General features: G+C 72.0%; 17 protein-coding genes. 13 read left to right on the top strand and 4 right to left on the bottom strand.

Translation table 11 applies throughout. The features are described 5' to 3' along the window. Positions 1-33 precede the first annotated feature (33 nt). The 9 genes from proC to ccsB all read left to right on the top strand — a co-directional run bounded on the left by proC (position 34) and on the right by ccsB (position 10,305). Positions 34-828: a pyrroline-5-carboxylate reductase gene (gene proC / locus ACFVNO_RS12730; RefSeq protein ID WP_220563482.1), complete on the top strand. Its 795-nt coding sequence runs from the start codon at positions 34-36 to the stop codon at positions 826-828. A gap of 721 nt (positions 829-1,549) precedes the next feature. Next, positions 1,550-3,103, top strand: a complete 1,554-nt coding sequence (locus ACFVNO_RS12735) for a DUF1109 domain-containing protein (protein WP_378892111.1) — start codon at positions 1,550-1,552, stop codon at positions 3,101-3,103. Between the two features lie 167 nt (positions 3,104-3,270). Beyond that, the gene (locus tag ACFVNO_RS12740; RefSeq protein WP_355262959.1) at positions 3,271-4,431 is read left to right on the top strand and encodes an acetoin utilization protein AcuC; all 1,161 of its coding nucleotides are present in this window, start codon (positions 3,271-3,273) and stop codon (positions 4,429-4,431) included. A 260-nt stretch (positions 4,432-4,691) separates the two neighbouring features. Next, positions 4,692-5,489, top strand: coding sequence for a phosphatase (locus tag ACFVNO_RS12745; RefSeq protein ID WP_220563480.1), 798 nt, complete (start codon positions 4,692-4,694; stop codon positions 5,487-5,489). A 253-nt stretch (positions 5,490-5,742) separates the two neighbouring features. Beyond that, a complete protein-coding gene (locus ACFVNO_RS12750) occupies positions 5,743-5,946 on the top strand; it encodes a helix-turn-helix domain-containing protein (RefSeq protein ID WP_013155995.1) in 204 nt (67 codons plus the stop codon). Positions 5,947-6,207: 261 nt separating this feature from the next. Next, the gene (locus ACFVNO_RS12755; protein ID WP_355262900.1) at positions 6,208-6,900 is read left to right on the top strand and encodes a TlpA disulfide reductase family protein; all 693 of its coding nucleotides are present in this window, start codon (positions 6,208-6,210) and stop codon (positions 6,898-6,900) included. Then, positions 6,900-7,700 carry a cytochrome c biogenesis CcdA family protein gene (locus ACFVNO_RS12760; protein WP_378892114.1) on the top strand — a complete coding sequence of 267 codons (801 nt, stop codon included), beginning with the start codon at positions 6,900-6,902 and terminating at the stop codon, positions 7,698-7,700. The genes ACFVNO_RS12755 and ACFVNO_RS12760 overlap by 1 nt, the downstream gene beginning before the upstream one ends. Continuing rightward, on the top strand, positions 7,700-9,310 hold the full coding sequence (locus ACFVNO_RS12765; RefSeq protein ID WP_378892117.1) for a cytochrome c biogenesis protein ResB: 1,611 nt from the start codon (positions 7,700-7,702) through the stop codon (positions 9,308-9,310). The genes ACFVNO_RS12760 and ACFVNO_RS12765 overlap by 1 nt, the downstream gene beginning before the upstream one ends. Beyond that, a complete protein-coding gene (ccsB, locus tag ACFVNO_RS12770) occupies positions 9,307-10,305 on the top strand; it encodes a c-type cytochrome biogenesis protein CcsB (protein WP_355262894.1) in 999 nt (332 codons plus the stop codon). The genes ACFVNO_RS12765 and ccsB overlap by 4 nt, the downstream gene beginning before the upstream one ends. Here ccsB and ACFVNO_RS12775 read toward each other — a convergent pair. Continuing rightward, complete coding sequence (locus ACFVNO_RS12775) at positions 10,296-11,273, bottom strand: LacI family DNA-binding transcriptional regulator (RefSeq protein WP_355262891.1); 978 nt, start codon at positions 11,271-11,273, stop codon at positions 10,296-10,298. The two genes, ccsB and ACFVNO_RS12775, sit on opposite strands and share 10 nt — an antisense overlap. A gap of 161 nt (positions 11,274-11,434) precedes the next feature. On the opposite strand from ACFVNO_RS12775, the gene ACFVNO_RS12780 reads away from it, so the two are divergent. Further along, positions 11,435-12,724: a polysaccharide lyase family 1 protein gene (locus ACFVNO_RS12780; RefSeq protein ID WP_378892124.1), complete on the top strand. Its 1,290-nt coding sequence runs from the start codon at positions 11,435-11,437 to the stop codon at positions 12,722-12,724. An 88-nt stretch (positions 12,725-12,812) separates the two neighbouring features. On the opposite strand, the gene ACFVNO_RS12785 is transcribed toward ACFVNO_RS12780, so the two are convergent. Both ACFVNO_RS12785 and ACFVNO_RS12790 read right to left on the bottom strand, forming a co-directional pair. Continuing rightward, the gene (locus tag ACFVNO_RS12785; protein WP_355262885.1) at positions 12,813-13,169 is read right to left on the bottom strand and encodes a PLD nuclease N-terminal domain-containing protein; all 357 of its coding nucleotides are present in this window, start codon (positions 13,167-13,169) and stop codon (positions 12,813-12,815) included. Between the two features lie 191 nt (positions 13,170-13,360). Then, positions 13,361-13,561 carry a BldC family transcriptional regulator gene (locus ACFVNO_RS12790; RefSeq protein WP_220563472.1) on the bottom strand — a complete coding sequence of 67 codons (201 nt, stop codon included), beginning with the start codon at positions 13,559-13,561 and terminating at the stop codon, positions 13,361-13,363. Between the two features lie 419 nt (positions 13,562-13,980). On the opposite strand from ACFVNO_RS12790, the gene ACFVNO_RS12795 reads away from it, so the two are divergent. Next, positions 13,981-14,307, top strand: coding sequence for a DUF4229 domain-containing protein (locus ACFVNO_RS12795; protein ID WP_355262881.1), 327 nt, complete (start codon positions 13,981-13,983; stop codon positions 14,305-14,307). 309 nt (positions 14,308-14,616) lie between these two features. Here the strand turns inward: ACFVNO_RS12795 and ACFVNO_RS12800 are convergent, their stop codons facing one another. Continuing rightward, positions 14,617-15,879, bottom strand: coding sequence for a delta-60 repeat domain-containing protein (locus ACFVNO_RS12800; RefSeq protein WP_355262878.1), 1,263 nt, complete (start codon positions 15,877-15,879; stop codon positions 14,617-14,619). A 149-nt stretch (positions 15,880-16,028) separates the two neighbouring features. Between ACFVNO_RS12800 and ACFVNO_RS12805 the strand changes: the two genes are divergently transcribed. Next, entirely contained in the window at positions 16,029-16,739 is a 711-nt protein-coding gene (locus tag ACFVNO_RS12805; RefSeq protein WP_355262875.1) for a demethylmenaquinone methyltransferase, read from the top strand. Between the two features lie 506 nt (positions 16,740-17,245). After that, on the top strand, positions 17,246-18,562 hold the full coding sequence (locus ACFVNO_RS12810) for a geranylgeranyl reductase family protein (RefSeq protein WP_220563469.1): 1,317 nt from the start codon (positions 17,246-17,248) through the stop codon (positions 18,560-18,562). Positions 18,563-18,692: the final 130 nt, after the last annotated feature.

The raw sequence follows: 18,692 nt of genomic DNA on the forward strand, positions 1-18,692 counted from the left end.
AGCGTTGGAGGGGACCGCAGAGAGGACCCTTTCATGATCGCGATCATCGGTGCCGGGAAGATGGGCGAGGCGCTGCTCGCCGGGATGCTGGCCAAGGGCCACGCGCCGGAGGACGTCCTCGTCACGGAGCCGCGCGCGGAGCACGCGGCCGAGCTGCGCGAGCGCTACGGCGTGGAGGTCGTGCCGGCCGCCGAGGCCGCCAAGCGCGCGGACACGCTGCTGCTCGCCCTCAAGCCGCAGGACATGGTCGCCCTGCTGGACGAGATCACCCCGCACCTGGGCCACGGGCGGCTCGTCATCTCCGTCGCCGCCGGGCTCACCACCGCCGTGCTGGAGAGCCACCTGCCCCCGGGCACCCCGGTGGTGCGGGCCATGCCCAACACCCCCGCCCTCATGGGGCAGGGGATGACCGCCGTGGCGGGCGGCGCCCACACCGGGCCCGCGCACCTGGAGCGCGCCGAGTCGCTGCTGGGCACCGTCGGCGAGGTGATCCGGGTCGGCGAGCAGCACATGGACACCGTCACGGCGATCTCCGGCAGCGGGCCCGCCTACTTCTACTTCATCGCCGAGACGATGATCGAGGCCGGGGTCGCGATGGGCATGCCGCGGGCCACCGCCCAGAAACTGGTGGGGCAGACCATCACCGGCGCGGCCGCCATGCTCAACGGCTCGGGGGAGCACCCGGTGGTGCTGCGCGAGGCGGTCACCTCGCCGGGCGGGACCACCGCGGCGGCGCTGCGCGAGCTGGAGCGGCACGGGGTGCGCGCCGCGTTCACGGACGCGATCGAGGCCGCCCGGGACCGCAGCAGCGCGCTCTCGGGGAACTGAGGCCGGGGCCCCTCCCAGGGCGCTGAGACGTGCGGGGGCGGCAGCCGGTTCCCGGTCGAGGTGGCCGAAAACGGTCGGACTGCACGAAGGGGTCGTCCGGGTACATAGATAGTGTTCTGAGGGAGGGCGGGAACGCCCTCGACAGGCTCTGTCATCTCCCGGGAGGCAGGGTCGCCTCCCCCGTTCCCCCGACCCAGGGCCCCACCTCATGAGTCTTCCCCCTTCGTCCCCAGACCCGTCCCAGCCGCAGGGAGGCCCCGTACCCCCGTCGGGGGGCCCACCGCCCGCGGGCGACCAGGGCGCACCGGCCGGTCCGCCGACCGGCGGCGACACCCCGTACGGCGGTACTCCCGCCGGGGGTGTCCCCGGCGGTCCGCCGACCGGAGGAAACCCGCCGTACAGCGGTACGCCCGCGGGAGGTGTTCCCGGCGGTGTCCCGACCGGTGGCAATCCGCCCTACGGCGGTACTCCCGCCGGAGGTGTTCCCGGTGGTCCGCCGTCCGGTGGCAATCCGCCCTACGGTGGCACGCCCGCCGGGGGTGTTCCCGGCGGTGCTCCGACCAGTGGTAACCCGCCCTACGGCGGTACTCCCGTCGGTGGTGTCCCCGGCGGTGTCCCGCCCCACGGCGGCATGCCCGCCGGCGGCATGTACTCCGGGGGCGTTCCCGGCGGACCGGGGGCTCCGATGGGCCCCGGCGGACCGACCGGCCCCGGCGCTCCCATGGGTCCCGGCGGCCCGCCCGGCCCCCCCGGCGGCCCGTTCGGCCCGCCCCCGCCGCCCCGGCCCAAGCGCCTGGGCCTGTTCTCCTCGCCCACCGCGCTGCACACCGCCGCCCTCAACGCCACCGGCGTGGGCGCGGGCTATCTCCGCATCAAGCAGTGGCCGTTCTTCGCCGTGGCCCTGGCCGTCACCCTCGGGTTGCTGGTCACCGCGGCGTTCCTCGGTGCCGCCGACAACCTGCTGCTGTGGGCCCCGGTCCTCCTGGCCTGGTTCCTCGCCGCCGCGGCGCACGGCCTCTTCGCCGGCCGCGCCCACGACGAGCGCGTCCTCGCCCAGGGCGGCACCCCGCCCCGCAGCGCCGTCCCCTACCTGACGGCCGGCGGCCTGGCCGTCGCCCTGGTCGTCTCCCTCACCGCCGTCTGGCAGCTCGGCGAGTGGCGGCTGCGCGTGGCCGACGCCTCCCACGCCCGCGGCGAGTGCGGGAACTCCGAGGCCGTCGCCGAGTACGAGTCCGTCGAGGACTTCTTCCAGCTGTCCTTCTCCTCCTCGCTCATGGAGCGCGCCCGCGCCGGGATCGCCGCCTGCCGCCTGCTGGAGCAGGCTCAGGAGGACGTCGCCGCCGAGGACTACGGGCGGGCGCTGGACTCCTACGCGGTCTACTTCGAGCACCCCGCCGCCCGCTGGCAGGACACCGACGGCGAGGTCGCCGACATCCACTTCTCCTACGCGACCGACCTGCTGGAGAACGCCGACGCCGCGCTCGCCGGCGAGGTCACCCCCGAGTACACCGACGACGTCCTGCGGGCCCACGAGATCTTCGCGATCATCCCGGTGGACTACGAGGGCACCGCGGCCGCGGGCCGGGTGCCCGAGGCGCTGGTCGGCCTGTACGAGACGGGCACCAACCGCCTGGGCTCGGAGTGGTGCGTGGGCCTGGACCAGATCGACGTCCTCAGGGACCTCGACTGGAGCGCGGCCCCCGAGATCCCCGACCGGATCGAGGAGGAGCGCCCCGAGGCCGCCCTGGAGTGCGGCTGGGAGTCCGTCGAGGCCCAGGAGTTCGACCAAGCCGACGAGATGGTCGAGATCCTGGAGTCCCAGTACGCCGACTACGAGGCCGGCGACGTCGAGACGATGGTCACCCACATCGGTGCCGGGCGCATCGAGCAGGAGATGGACCTGATGACCGCCATCGGCGAGAGCGACCTGGACGCCTCGCCCACGGGCGGCTCGGGCAACGACAAGTTCGTCTTCGAGATCGTCAACCACTCGCCGTACGAGCTGCGCTTCCTCTACGTGGGACCGGACAAGGTCCACGGCGAGGTCACCGCGGCCCCGTGCGAGGACTGCGACACCTACGCGCCGGGCTCGCCGCCCTCCTACGACGCGTGCTTCGGCGACGGCGAGACCCTCAAGGTCGAGCTGGAGCCGGGCGAGTACCGCATCGTCATCGCCAACAGCGACTCGCTGTTCACCCGGCCCATGCACGGGACGGTGGACCTGAGCGGCGGGGACCTCTCCGAGAGCTGCTACTACGTCACCACGGGCGAGTAGCGCCCGGCGGGCGGCCGGGCCGGCGCGGGTGTCCCGCACCGGCCCGCGCCGTCCCCGCACCCCGGGGTCCCGAGCACTGTCCGCCCTTGCGTACTGTGTGCTTCGGAACACGTACACCTGAAACGGGGGTCACCGACATGGGAGGGCGCACGTCCTGCTCGCTCCGGGTGGCATGGGACGACGGGCTGACGGCTTACGACTTCGGCCCGCAGCATCCGATGGCACCGATCCGGGTCGAGCTGACCATGGCGCTCGCCCGCGAACTGGGGGTCCTGAGCGCCCCCGGCGTCTCGCTCCTGGACGTGGAGCCCGCCTCCGACGACCTCCTGGCGCTGGTGCACGACCGCTCCTACATCGAGGCGGTCAAGCGGGCCGGGCGGACCCTGGAGCCGGACGACGCCCACATGCTCGGCACCGCCGACAACCCCGTCTTCAAGGACATGCACGACGCGGCGGCGCTCATCTCGGGCGCCTCCGTCGCCGCCGCCAAGGCGGTGTGGACGGGGGAGTCCGTGCACGCCGCCAACATCGCGGGCGGCCTGCACCACGCCATGCGCGGCAACGCCTGGGGCTTCTGCGTCTACAACGACCCGGCGCTGGCCATCGCCTGGCTGCTGGAGCAGGGCGCCAAGCGCATCGCCTACGTCGACATCGACGTCCACCACGGGGACGGCGTCCAGCGCGCCTTCTACAACGACCCCCGGGTGCTCACCATCAGCCTCCACGAGTCGCCGGTCACCCTGTTCCCGGGCACCGGCCAGGCGGGGGAGACCGGCGGACCCGACGCCGAGGGGTACTCGGTCAACGTCGCCCTGCCCGCCGGCACCGGCGACAGCGGCTGGCACCGCGCCTTCGACGCGGTGGTCCCGCCGCTGCTGCACGAGTTCCAGCCGGAGATCCTGGTCACCCAGCAGGGCTGCGACACCCACGCCCTGGACCCGCTCGCCAACCTCACGCTCAGCGTGGACGGCCAGCGGCGCGCCTACGCCGAGCTGCACAAGCTCGCCCAGCGCACCGCGGGCGGCCGCTGGGTGCTGTTCGGCGGCGGCGGGTACGGGCTGGTGCACGTGGTGCCCCGGGCCTGGACGCACCTGCTCGCCGAGGCGGCGGGACGCCCGGTGGACCCCGACCGCGAGACCCCCCAGAGCTGGCGCGACTTCGTCCGGGAGCGCACCGGCGAGCTGGCCCCGCTGTACATGACCGACGGCCGCGACGTGGTGTTCTCGCCCTTCGAGGAGGGGTACGACCCCGGGAACCCGGTGGACCGCGCCATTCACGCGACCCGGACCGCGGTGTTCCCGAGCCACGGTATCGACCCGAGTCTCTGATCAGAGGTGTTCGGGCGGCTTCTCACGAAGACACCCTTTCGTTCCGATCTCTTCTATTTTCTAACCCGATGTCCGTGCCCCCGGTATCGTTTCCGGGAGGGCCATGTCGCCCGGTGAGCGCCGGGGCGAATTCCGGCGGACGGGGCGTGGCGCGCGTCCAGCGGGTAGGAAGAGGTTGAATACCGGGCGAACGTGAGCAGGCGTCGTGGTGGCCGAGCGGCGCGTCACGTGGTCGCCCCGACGAGGAAGGGGAACACCTGGTGACGCCGCCGACACGTGCTGAACTCATCTCCCATCTGGTGCGGACGGGAATCGCCGGACACGTCGACACCTCACGCCAGAACAATCTTCGGCACTACCGGCGCCTGGTCCAGAAGGACCCCTACCACCAGTTCGGCCTCACCTTCTCCCACGACTGGACCTTCTCCGAGGTCCTCGCCCTGATGAGCAAGCGGTGCGGCGTCGTCGGCGACGAGGAGTACGTCTGGGGCATCGACACCATCGACCCCGACCTCACCGTCGACGCCCTGGAGGCCGTCGCCGACCGGATGGCCCTGGCCGCCGAGCGCCGCGAACGGGTCATGTTCGCCACCGGCCACCCGAACAAGCTCCAGGGCACCTACCGGGTCTGGAAGGACGCCCTGGCCGCCCGCGGCTGCCCCGTCCTCACCGCCGCCGGCGGCTACACCTACGAGGTCACCACCGAACGCCCGCCCAACCGCCGCTTCGTCGTCTGGCGGGACGACGTCGCCATCGTCACGGACGGGCACCTGGCCCGGCACAGCCACCACCCGTTCGCCATGCGGGCCATCCTCGGGGACCTCTCCGACCGCGGGGAGCCATGGCCGCAGTTGGTCATCGCGGATCACGGGTTCGCGGGTGCGGCCGGAGAGGCGGGAGTGCCCACACTGGGGTTCGCCGACTGCAACGACCCCGCCCTCTTTCTCGCGGAACACGAGGGAAAACTACTGGTCACGGTCCCTTTGGACGACGGTTATCTGACCGAGGACTACGCGCCGCTGCGCGATTACGTTCTCGCCCGAGCGGGTCTATCCTGAGCCGTGTCGGCCATTTATACCCACCGTTAAACCTCACCCGGGGCGCCTTCCGGGTATTGCTCGGAAGACGGCACGAACGACCTTTCGCAGACGGGAACTCCGCTCTACTCTGAAAACGGACGTGTCAGTAGTGACAGCATGACACGCCGGCGTGGCGTTGGGGCGGAGCACATACCGGGGTCGCTTCCCACCGGCACCGCGTCGGGCCGAACTGGTAGCCAATACTCACGTCCGGGAATGAGGGCGTCGGAAGATGAACGGGAGCAAGCCGCCTCTCGAAGAGGTCAGGTTCCTGACCGTGGCGGAGGTCGCCACGATCATGCGAGTGTCCAAGATGACCGTGTACCGCATGGTGCACTCGGGAGTTCTCCCCGCGATCCGCGTGGGGCGTTCCTATCGGGTCCCCGAGCGGGCCGTCCACGACTACCTCCGTGAGGCTTTCGTCGAGGCGGGATGATCGCGGAACGGCCGGGCCGGGGTGTCCACCCCTCCCGGCCGGCCGCCGGAGCGCGCAGAGCGGGGCCCCCGGACCCCCACGGGTGGTCCCGCTCTCGTGACGGCCCCCACCAGGGACGGACGGCTCTTGCGCCGGGGCGACGGAACGGGCCCCAGGGTGTCTACTACACTTTGTCGTTGTCGTAGTCCGCCCAGTTCACACCCCGTTCGCGAGGTCTCCTCGATGCCCAGTGCCAGAAACGGCGCGCGGTCCCGTCGCGCTGTGACGCGCCTTGCCGCGGCCGCGGCGGCCGCCGTCCTCGCCCTGACCGGCTGCGCCGGGGGCAACGAGATCGAGACCGGCGGCGAGGACGACCGCTTCATCTCGGGCGACGGCAGCGCCACCGCCTTCCCCGCCGACGAGCGGGTCGACGCGCCCGACTTCTCCGGCACCACCCTGGACGGCGACACCATCGGGCTGTCCGACTACGCCGGCGGCATCGTCGTCCTCAACGTCTGGGCCAGCTGGTGCGGGCCCTGCCGGACCGAGCAGCCCGTCCTGGACGAGGTGTACACCGAGTACACCGGCCTGGGCGTGGACTTCCTCGGCGTCAACATCAAGGACGACGACACCGCCGCCCGCGCCTACCTGGAGACCAAGGGCGTCGAGTACCCGAGCCTGTACGACCAGCCCGGCGAGGTGCCCCAGGCGTTCCGCGGCACGGTCCCGCCGCGCGCGATCCCCAGCACCCTGATCATCGACCCCGACGGGCGCATCGCCGCCCGCGTCATCGGGCCGACCACCTACGGCCAGCTCACTGAGCTGCTGAACCCGATCGTCGTGGAGTACGACCTCGGCGACCCTGAGGAGCGCCCCCGCGTGGCCGAGCAGGAGGCCGAGGCGCAGGAGTCCGGGGAGCCCGAGGAGTCCGCGGAACCCGGCGAGAGCCCGAGCCCCGACGGGGACGACGCCTGATGGACCCCGTCGGCACCACCGTCCTCACCGGCTCCCTCCTCATGGCCGTCCCGCTGGCGATCGCCGCGGGGCTGGTCTCCTTCCTGTCCCCGTGCGTGCTCCCCCTGGTCCCCGGCTACCTGTCGTACGTCACCGGGATGAGCGCCGCCGACGTGCGCAAGCGCACCGCGGTCGGGGGCGGCACCGCCAACCTCGCCGAGGTCGACGACGAGCTCGCCGGGCGCCGCTGGACCATGGTCACCGGCAGCGCCCTGTTCATCGCCGGGTTCACCCTGGTGTTCGTGGCCGTGGGCGGCTTCATCGGCTGGCTCGGCGACCTCCTGGTGGACTACACCGACCCCATCACCCGGGTCCTGGGCGTGCTGACGGTCGTCCTGGGCCTGGCCTTCATGGGCGTCCTGCCCGGCTTCGCCCGCGAGTTCCGCTTCCACCGCCTGCCCAGGGCCGGACTGATCGGCGCCCCCCTGCTGGGGGTGCTGTTCGGCCTGGGCTGGACCCCGTGCATCGGCCCCACCCTGGCCGCCGTGCAGACGCTCGCCTTCGTCGAGGGCGGCGCCGGGCGAGGCATGCTCCTCTCCCTGGCCTACTGCGCGGGCCTGGGCCTGCCGTTCATCGCGGCCTCGCTCCTGTACCGCCGCGCCCTCACCGCCTTCGGGCGGCTCAAGCGGCACACCCGCACGGTCACCGTGATCGGCGGTGCCATGCTCGTCCTGGTCGGCCTGGCGATGGTGACCGGGCTGTGGACCCAGTGGACCATCGTCATGCAGGGCTGGGCCGCCGACTACCAGACGGTGATCTGATGAGTACGACCACGACCGAGACGAACGCGGGCGCCGCGGAAGCGGCCGCGCCCGGCCCCAAGGGGCTCGGCGCCCTGGGCTGGCTGCGCTGGGCCTGGCGCGTCCTCACCTCGATGCGCACCGCGCTGATCCTGCTGTTCCTGCTGGCGGTCGGAGCCATCCCCGGGTCGATCCTGCCGCAGAACGTGGTGAGCGTCGACGAGGTGAACAACTACTTCCGGGAGAACCCGGACCTGGCCCCCTGGCTGGACCGGTTCTACCTCTTCGACGTCTTCTCCTCGCCCTGGTACGCGGCGATCTACCTGCTGCTGTTCGTGTCCCTGGCGGGCTGCGTCATCCCGCGCGCCCTGGTGCACGCCCGCGCGGTCCGTGCCCGGCCGGTGCCCACCCCGCGCAACCTGGGCCGGATGCCCTACGCCGCGAGGTTCACCACCGACGCCGCCCCCGAGACCGTGCTGGAGCAGGCCGAGCGCGTGCTCAAGGGGTACCGCAAGGACCGCCACGGCGACTCCGTCTCGGCCGAGACCGGCTACCTGCGCGAGGCCGGGAACGTCCTGTTCCACCTGGCCCTGCTCGGCCTGCTGCTGGCGCTGGCCGCCGGGTCGTTCTTCGGCTACCGCGGCAACATGCTCGTCGTCGAGGGCGACGGGTTCGCCAACACGCTGCCCTCCTACGACGCGATCTACCCCGGCCACTGGACCGACATGGACGCGATCGCGCCCTTCACGATCCACCTGGACGACTTCGAGGCGCAGTTCATCGAGGAGGGCGACCTGCGGGGGCAGGCCGCGTCCTATGTCGCCGACCTCACCTACACCGAGGAACCCGGCGGCCCCGAACGGACGCACCGGCTGGAGGTCAACCACCCGCTCAGCGTCTCCGGCGTGCAGGTCTACCTGCTCGGCCACGGGTACGCGCCCGAGTTCGTGGTGCGCAACGCCGACGGCGACGTGGTGTTCGACCAGGCCGTGCCGTTCCTGTACCGGGACACCATGAGCTTCGTGTCCGACGGCGTGGTCAAGGTCCCCGACACCGGGAACGAGGACGCCGACCAGCTGGGCTTCGTGGGGGTCTTCCTGCCGACCGCGGCCGAGACCCCCGACGGCGAGCTGACCTCGAGCTTCCCCGGCGCCACGGACCCGCGGGTGACCCTGGAGGGGTACACGGGCGACCTGGGCATGATCGACCCGCAGTCGGTGTACCAGCTGCGCACCGAGGGCATGGAGTCCCTCGGCGAATCCCCGGTGCTGGAGGTCGGCGACGTCTGGGAGCTGCCCGACGGCGCAGGGTCCATCGAGTTCGCCGGCTACAAGGAGTACGTCAGCCTCCAGGCCAACCGGGACGGCGCCCGGCTGCCCGCGCTCATCACCGCGGCCACCGCCGTCGGCGGGCTGCTGCTGACCCTGTTCATCCGCCCGCGCCGGGTGTGGGTGCGCGCCGTCCGCGACGCGGACGGCCGGACCCGGGTGGAGCTGGCCGGCCTCGGCAAGACCGAGGTCGCGGGGAACAACGCCGAGTTCCACGAGATCACGACCGAGCTTGCCGCACGACTCCGGAACGAGTCGGACGACAACCCCCAGAACCCTTCCGACACGAGGAGTGACCGGTGACGTACACTCTCGCCGCGCCGGTGAACGAGACGATGGCGTCTGCCAGCGACACGCTGGTCATCGCCATGATCGTGACCTACGCCGCGGCCCTGTTCCTGTTCGCGATCGAGGCCGCCTACGGGAAGCGGACCAAGCTGAAGGCGGGACGGCTGATGCCGGTCGGCGCCGGCGCGGCCGGCGGGGCCGACGGGGACGACGGCATCGAGGTCAACGTCCGCACCACCGAGGGCGAGGCCAAGGCCTCCCAGAGCGTGCTGGGCAAGGTCGCGCTGGGCGTGACCGCCCTGGGCTTCCTGATGGGCCTGGCCCAGATCATCACGCGGGGCGTGGCCGCCGGCCGCTGGCCCTGGGGCAACATGTTCGAGTTCGTGGTGGCGATGTGCCTGGTCGCGGTGGGCGTGCTGCTGTACGCCTCGTTCCGCTACCAGGCCCGCTTCCTGGGCGCGTTCGTGCTGGTCCCGGTGCTGATCCTGCTGGGCATCGGCGTCAAGTGGCTATACGTCGACCCGGGCCCGCTGATCCCGGCGCTGCACTCCTACTGGGTGCCGATCCACGTCACCGCGGCCATCCTGGCGGGCGGCGCGTTCATGGTCTCCGGCGTCACCGGCATCACCTACCTGGTCTCCCACCGCACCGAGGTCAAGCGGGCCGCGGGCGAGGACGTCGCGGGCATCGCGGGCCGCCTGCCCAGCCCCGAGCTGCTGGACCGCATCTCGCACCGGCTCATCCTGTTCGCGTTCCCGCTGTGGACCTTCGGCATCATCGCCGGGTCGATCTGGGCCGACGAGGCCTGGGGCCGCTTCTGGGGCTGGGACCCCAAGGAGGTCTGGTCGTTCATCTCCTGGATCATCTACGCCGCCTACCTGCACGCGCGGGCGACCGGCGGCTGGCGCGGACCCAAGGCGACGTGGATCAACGTGCTGGGCTTCGCGACGATCCTGTTCAACTTCTTCGCGGTCAACTACATGTTCAGCGGCCTGCACTCCTACGCCTGAGCGCGGGGGGCGGGGCCCGTCGAGTCGCGTTCGACCAGGCGGGTGCCCAGGACGAGGTCCCGGGGCTCCGCGCCCCGCAGCAGCAGGTCGACGGCGGCCCGGCCGGCCTCCCCCGCGGGCATCGCGACGGTGGTCAGGGCGGGGCGGGTGTGCCGGGCGGTCAGGGTGTCGTCGACCCCGACGACGCTCAGCCGCCCCGGGACGGGGACGCCCCGCTCCCGCGCCGCGGCCAGCAGGCCCAGCGCCATCAGGTCGTTGTGGGCCAGGGCCGCGGTCGCGCCGAGCCCGGCCACGGCGTCGAACGCGGCGGCCCCGCCCTCCTCCGTCGGCGGGTGGGGGCCGACCCGGTGCACACGCACCCCCTGCTCCCGCGCGGCGGCCCCGGCCGCCCGCGCCGCCCGCCGCCCCGTCCACGAGGCCGCGGGCCCGGACACCAGGGCGAGGTCGCGGTGCCCCAGGGCGGCCAGCCGGGCGACGGCCCGCGCGATCCCCCCGCCGACGTCCATGAGCACGCACGGCAGCCCCCGCACCCGGCGGTTGACGACCACCAGGGGGACCTCGGCGGCCAGCTCGCGGATGAGCCGGTCGGACATCCGGGGGGCGGCCAGGACCAGCCCGTCCACCTGGCCCGCCAGCGAACGGACGGCCTCCTCCTCCACCGCGGTCCGCTCGTCGGTGTCGGCGATGAAGAGGTGGTGGTCCCGGGCCCGCGCCTCCTCCTGCGCCGCCTTCAGCAGCGGCGGGAAGAAGGGGTTCGCGATGTCGGCGACGACCACGCCGAGGTTCCCGGTACGGCGGGTCGACAGCGCCCGGGCGGCCCGGTTGGGGCGGTAGCCCAGCTCGTCCGCGGCGGCCAGCACCCGGGCCCGCGTCCGGGCGTTGACCAGGTGCGCCGCCGAGAACGCCCGGGAGACGGTGGACACGTGGACCCCGCTGGCCCGGGCCACGTCCTTGAGCGTCACGGCCACGGCACGACCTTTCGGTGAGGGCCCGGGGCGGGGGAGGGCGGCCGGTCGCTCCGACCGGGTCTGAGTTTTCCCATCTTTCCACGGGCGGAGGGCTTGCTTCTTTCCGGGCGTTCGAGGAGTTTGTTGCAAACGTTTGCAGCCTCATCCCCCAGGAGCGCACCATGCGAAGACGGCTCACCTCTGTCCTGGCCCTCGCCCTGGCCGCGGCGCTGACCGCGCCCGTGCCGGCCGCCGCCGACGACCTCGGGAGGAGGGTGCTGCCCGAGAGCGACGGCTGGGGCTCGGCGGGCGACGGCACCACGGGCGGCGCGGCCGCCGCGGACGAGAACGTGTTCCGCGTGTCCACCGCGGCCGGGTTCCGGGAGGCCATCGCCGGGGACGAGCCCAAGATCGTCTACGTCGAAGGCCTCATCGACGCCAACACCGCCCCCGACGGCTCCCCCCTGGACTGCGAGGACTACGCCGTCGGCGGCTACACGCTGGAGGCGTACCTGGCGGCCTACGACCCGCGGGTCTGGGGGCGGGAGGACCCCTCCGGGCCTTTGGAGGAGGCCCGCGAGGCATCGCAGAACGCCCAGGCCGAGAACGTCCGCTACCGGGTCGGCTCCAACACCACGATCGTGGGGGCCGGCGACGGTGCCGAGCTCACCGGCATGAGCCTGCTGGTCCACGACGTGGAGAACGTCATCCTGCGCAACCTGACCTTCTCCGACGCCCACGACTGCTTCCCCGGCTGGGACCCCGGCGACGGGGAGAGCGGCAACTGGAACTCCGAGTACGACCAGATCGAGGTGTCCGGCTCCACGAACGTGTGGATCGACCACAACACCTTCGACGACGGCGACCGCCCCGGTGCCGGACAGCCCGAGTACTTCGGCCGCAGGTACGAGGTGCACGACGGGCTGCTGGACATCGTGCGGGCCTCGGACCTGGTGACGGTCTCGTGGAACCACTTCGACGGCCGGGACAAGGCCCTGCTGCTGGGCAACAGCGACGGCCGCACCACCGACCGCGGCCGCCTGCGCGTGACGTGGCACCACAACCACTTCGACGGGCTCGGCCAGCGCGCCCCGCGGGTGCGGTACGGCCAGGTCCACGTCTACAACAACCTCTACACGGTGAGCGGCGACCTGTACCAGTACAGCCTGGGAGCGGGGTTCGAGTCGCAGCTGTACGTGGAGAACAACCTGTTCGACCTGCGTGACGGGCACACCGCCGGCGCCCTGCTGTACAACTGGGGCGGCACGGACGTGGGCGGCACGGGCAACGCCGTCATGACGGACGGCCGGGGGAGGATCACCCGCGTCGACCTCGTCGCCGAGCACAACGCGGCCCACCCGGAGACCCCGCTGGGCACCGGGTCCGCCTGGACGCCGCGGCTCGACACCGGGGTCCAACCCGTGCACGCCCTGCGCGGCCTGGAGCGGAAGACGGGCGCGGGCCTGCTCTGACGCGGAACGGCGCAGGGGGCCGCTCCGGGATGCGGAGCGGCCCCCTGCGACGCAGGGACCCGTGCGGGTCCTGGATGTCGGGCGCGGTCTACTCGTCGGGGTCGATCCGGCGGTCGAGGCCGCGCAGGAACTCGGGGTCGTCGTCCGGACCGAGCGGGTGCGGACTGTTGGAGGGCTTGGCGAAGTCCGACGGGTCGAGGTCGTCGATCGAGGCGGCGGCCTGGGCCGGGGAGGCCGCGGCGCCCCATACGGCGGCCGACTTGCGGGGCCGTCCCAGGAACAGCCACAGGATGGATCCCACGGGCACGAACAGCGCGATGACGACCAGCCAGAGGATCTTCGGAAGATTCCGGGCGTCCTGGGCCGGGGTGGTCAGCGCGTCGAAGAACGCGTACACCCAGAGAACGATCGACACGAGCGTGATCAGGCCACCAAGCCACACCATGTTTCCAGCCTATCTCCCGCTGTCCACTCCCCATGGTCGGGCCGACTCCCACGGCCGTGACGCCGCCGCGCCGTGCGCGGCGGGGGGACCGCGGACCTCGGGGCGGCTGCCCGGGTCGCGGAGGCGCGGCTCCCTTCACCAGGGGCCCGTGCGGACCCCGGGATTCCTCTCGGGGACGCGTCCCCTGGGGGTCAGGAACTGCTCTCGCTCGGCTCGCCGAGCAGGAGGGCGCGGACCTCGGACTCCCGGAAGCGGCGGTGGCCGCCCGGGGTTCTGATGCTGCTGATCCGCCCGGAGGCGGCCCAGCGGGTGACGGTCTTGGGATCAACCCGGAAGAGTGAGGCCACTTCCCCGGGGGTCAACAGGCGTTCGCTTGCTCGTTCCACCTTCACATTCCCCCAATCGTGCCCGCCTGGACTATGGGGGCGGCGGGCGTTTGATCCCCTAGTGTGCATGAGTTGGTCCGTTTCCTCCCTAGTTTTCGGAGAAATTGCGGTGTTGGGGGGAGGAGTACGGGATATGTGACCGGAACGTGATGTTCGGGCCCTGCTGTCGGGATTGGAAACATCCCATGACTATCTGAATCCGGGCGCAGGGGTCCGATCATCCGCCATGAGGGACACAGGCCTACCCGGTGCGGGCTCCCGGCGGCTCACCCTTAACCTGGAGGTGAGAGCACATGAGCGCGCCGACACCGGCCTCATCGAGAGGCCGGCCCCCCGGAAACCGCGACAGCGGACCGGTCGTCTCGTGCGTTGATGGGCGTAGCGACCAATCTAGTCCAGGTAATCATCTGTTGTGAGGCTTTTCGATGCGTAGCTGGCTGCCCTATACCGCCGCCCGCGTGGGGCTGTTCCTGGCGGCGTTCGGAGTGGTGTACCTGTTCGGCGCCCGCTCGTGGATGGCCCTCATCCTCGCCTGGCTGATCAGCGGCCTGGCCTCCTACGTGCTGCTGTCCTCCCTGCGCGACCGGATGTCGGCCTCGGTGGTCGACCGGATCGAGCAGCGCCGCGGCTCCCTGGTGAGCGACCGCCTCGTCGACGGCGCCGCCCGCGAGGACCACCTCCAGGAGGCCGCGGAGGACGCCCCGTCCGCGGAGAGGGCCGAGGAGGCCCCCGCCGCCCCCAAGGACTCCTAGGCCCCGGTCCGACGGCCCGGCCGCTCCGGCCGGGCCGCCGCCGTACCCGCCACCGGGTCCGCCGGGGCCGTGTCGCGCAGGCCCGCCGTGTCCCGGGCCGCCGTGCCCGCTGCGGGTCCTGTCGGGACCGTGGCGTGCAGCCCCGCCGTGCCCTCGGCCGCCATGCTCCGGGCCGCGGCCTCCGGCGGCATCCGTTCGCGGGGCCGGGACCGCACCCCGCCGAAGACCCCGCCGGCCGCTGCCGTTCCAGGCCACCGCCGGCGGCCGCTCCGCCGTCCCGCCCGGCCGGGCGGGACGGGCCCGGAGGGGTCAGGGGAGGGGGAACATGCCCAGGCGGGCGTGGTACTCGCCGGCCAGCCGCTCGGTGTCGCTGCCGACGTAGAGGCCGTCGGAGGTGGCGTGCAGGGCCTCCACCCCGTGGCCGCGGGAGCGGCCCGGGTTCCAGGCCAGGGCGCGCCCGGTGCGCGGGTCCACGGCGGCGATGCCCTCGCGGGCGACCGAACCCGGTCCCGGGTTGAGCGCGCCCTGCTCGTTGTCCATCCAGCGCTGGTGCCCGCCCGCGTACACCGCGGCCCCGGTCACCTCGACCGAGTACAGCGAGTCGCCGCCGGTCTTGTTGACCCAGGTGGGCTCGGCGCCGGGCGTGTCGGTGTTCTCGAACCGGACCACCGCCTTGCACAGCCCCGGCTTGACCCGCGGGCCGCCCGCCGTCACGAGCGCGAAGTACGACCCGTCCGGGGCGTAGTCCATCCGCCGCATGTAGGTGTGCATCGACGAGTAGTCGCAGTCCGGCTCGAACGCGTCGGTGGACCAGCGCGTCGGCTTCCCGGTCGCGGTGTCCAGCACGGCGATCTGGTACCGGTCCTGCCCGTCCACCTTGGTGAACGTGCCGTTGATCGCCAGCCTCCGCCCGTCGGGGCTCAGCGCCAGCTCCTGCACCCGCAGCTCGCCGCGGCGCTGCTCGGAGACGCGCGGCGCGAACCCGGTGTCCACCGCCCCGGTGGTCGTGTCCAGCCGGGCGACGCCCGGCTGCGCGGTCCCGCCGATCCCGGGGAAGGACCCGCCGACGTACAGCCGGTCCCCATCGGAGGCCAGCCGGTAGGCGGACCCGCCGTCCAGGGTCGCGGTGAACGCCGCGACGCGCGATCCGTCGTGGAGCCGCACCCGGGCCAGCCCGCGGGCCGGGGTTCCGTTGACCGTCCGGAACTCCCCGCCGATGACGACCGTGCCGTCGGGCCCGGGGACCACGGAGGCCACGGTCCCGTTCACGCGCGGGGCGAACTCGCGGATGATCCGCCCGGTGCCGTGCTCGAACGCGAAGATGTTGCGCAGCTCGTGGACGCGCCCGCCGTCGGCGTCGGAGACCCGCTCGAACGCGCCGGTGACGACGACGGTGTCCCCCACGCGGAGGATGTCCTTGACCGCCCCGTCCAGGACGTGCGGCGTCCACTGGACCGGTCGTTCGCCCACCACCGACCGGTGCGCGGTCTCGCCCGCGGCCACGGGGGTCGCTGCCCCGAGCGGGACCAGCAGGGCCATGCCCAGCACCAGGGCGGTGAGCTTCGGTTTCACGGGGTGTTCTCCTCGGTCGTGCGGCAGGGTAAGGGGCACGACCGATTCTCGCAAAGAGTCGCGCCTAAATCACATAGAGTAACGAAATCCGTGCCGCCGAGGGGCCGCCCGCGGCACGGCGGCGTCCGGGCGGCCGTAGGCTGGTGGGCATGGCCCGCGCTGAACTCGACAAGAAGCCCCAGGACGTCGCGGCGATGTTCGACGGCATCGCCGACCGTTACGACCTCGTCAACGACGTCATCTCCCTCGGCCAGGACCGCGCCTGGCGCCGGGCGACCGTCAACGCCGTCGACGCCCACAGCGGTGAGCTGGTCCTGGACCTGGCCGCGGGCACCGGCACCTCCTCGGAGTCCTTCATCCGCAAGGGCGCCAGGGTGATCGCCTGCGACTTCTCCCTGGGCATGCTGTCCACGGGGGTCCGCCGCCGCGGCGGCGCGTCCCGGGGCGGGGTCACCTTCGTCGCGGGCGACGCGCTGCACCTGCCCTTCGCCGACGAGACCTTCGACGCGGTGACCATTTCGTTCGGCCTGCGCAACGTCAACGACGTGGACCGGGCCCTGCGCGAGCTGCTGCGGGTCACCAAGGTCGGCGGCCGCGTGGTGATCTGCGAGTTCAGCCACATCCCGGTGGAATTCGTGGACCGCCTGTACTCGACCTACCTGATGCGCGCGCTGCCCAAGATCGCCGGCGCGGTGTCGGGCAAGGGCGAGTCCTACGACTACCTCTCGGAGTCGATCATGGCGTGGCCCGCCCAGGCCGAGCTGGCCCGGCACCTCCAGGACGCGGGCTGGTCCCGGGTCGCCTGGCGGAACCTGTCGTGCGGGATCGTCGCCCTCCACCGGGGCTTCCGCGAGAAGTAAAACCGACATAGGACCCACCGAGTCGCCTACTTCTTAAATAGCTTCAAAGCTCGCAAAACCCGGAGAACTCTGTGTTCTCCGGGTTTTTGTTGTGCCCTATGTGATGCATGTGGCGGTGGAAAGGGTGATGAGCTGCGTATTTGTCAGTCTGTGGTGGCTTTCATGGCTCTCGTGTGCCTATGGGGCGATTGAGAATGTTTCGCTCCGTATACCCCCCGGGGCTCGCAACCGCGCCGCCAGAGGGCTAGACTGCCGAAAAGAAGCTTGTGAAGTGCTTCACAAGGACACGAGGGATGTGACACATGGCCCTATGTCCGACATGACATGAGTCCCCAACCGTACAACGCACCTGGTCACGGCCCCCGCACGCAGAGCCACCCTCGGGACCGCGGCCCGGACGCCCCATAACGCCGAGAGAACACGACCAGGACAGCCCCCCGTGAGCGGGTCGAAACCCCGCACTGGCCCGCCACGGTGCATCCGCGCGAGCAGTCGAGGACACACCCGTGAGCGAGACAGCCACCTCCTCTCCCGACCTCAGAGGCCGAGGCCGGGACCGCGTCGAGTACGACGCCGACGTCATCGTCGTCGGCGCCGGACCGTCCGGCTCCACCACCGCCTACTACCTGGCGCAGGCCGGACTCGACGTCCTCCTGCTGGAGAAGACCGCCTTCCCCCGGGAGAAGGTCTGCGGCGACGGGCTCACCCCCCGGGCGGTCAAGCAGCTCACCGCCATGGGCATCACCTTCGAGGACGAGGGCTGGATCAAGAACCACGGCCTGCGCATCGTCGGCGCCGGGGTCCGCCTCGAACTGCCCTGGCCCGACCTGGCCGCCTACCCGGGTTTCGGCCTCGTGCGCACCCGGTTCGACTTCGACCGGATCCTGGTCGACCGAGCCGTCACCGCCGGCGCCAAGCTCCTGGAGCGCACCACCGTCACCGGGCCGCTCATGGACGAGCGCAGCAACCGCATCGTCGGTGTCCGGGCCAAGAACGCCGACCGCGAACCCGTGACCTTCCGGGCGCCGCTGGTCGTGGCCGCGGACGGCAACTCCTCCCGGCTGTCCGTCGCCATGGGCATCCGCAAGCGCGACGACCGCCCCATGGGCGTGGCCGTGCGCACCTACTTCACCAGCCCCCGCCACGACGACGACTTCCTGGAGTCCTGGCTGGAGCTGTGGGACAGGAGCGGTGAGAAGGACGTGCTGCTCCCCGGCTACGGCTGGATCTTCGGCGTCGGCGACGGCACCAGCAACGTCGGCCTGGGCATCCTCAACTCGACGGCCTCCTTCCAGGACGTCGACTACCGCAGGCTGCTGCGGCGCTGGACCGACTCCATGCCGCCGGAGTGGGGCTTCACCGAGGAGAACCAGACCACCCCGATCCGCGGCGCCGCGCTGCCCATGGGCTTCAACCGGGTCCCGCACTACTCGCGCGGCCTCATGCTCGTCGGCGACGCGGGCGGCATGGTCAACCCCTTCAACGGCGAGGGCATCGCCTACGCCATGGAGGCCGGCGCCATCGCCGCCGAGGTGGTCGTGCAGGCGCACGGCCGCTCCACCCAGCAGACCCGCGAGCGCGCCCTGCTGCGCTACCCGCAGGTCCTCGCCGACACCTACGGCGGCTACTACACGCTGGGCCGCTACTTCGTGAAGATGATCGGCCAGCCCGAGTTCATGAAGTACGCCACCAAGTACGGCCTGCGCCAGCGCACCCTCATGAAGTTCGCGCTCAAGATGCTCGCCAACCTCACCGAACCCTCGCAGGGCGACGCCATGGACCGGGTCATCAACGGCCTGTCCAAGATCGCACCCGCGGCATAAGCGGCCCCGCCCCTCCGGGCGGCCCCGCAGCCGCCACCGGGGACGACGGGACGGATCAGAGAAGAGCCCGCACAAGTGAAAGCAATCACAAGCGCGACGCCCCGCGGCCGCGCCGATCAGCCGGAAGGAG

Origin of the sequence: Nocardiopsis sp. NPDC057823 (genome assembly GCF_042797335.1) — a bacterium.
Classification (GTDB): domain Bacteria; phylum Actinomycetota; class Actinomycetes; order Streptosporangiales; family Streptosporangiaceae; genus Nocardiopsis; species Nocardiopsis changdeensis.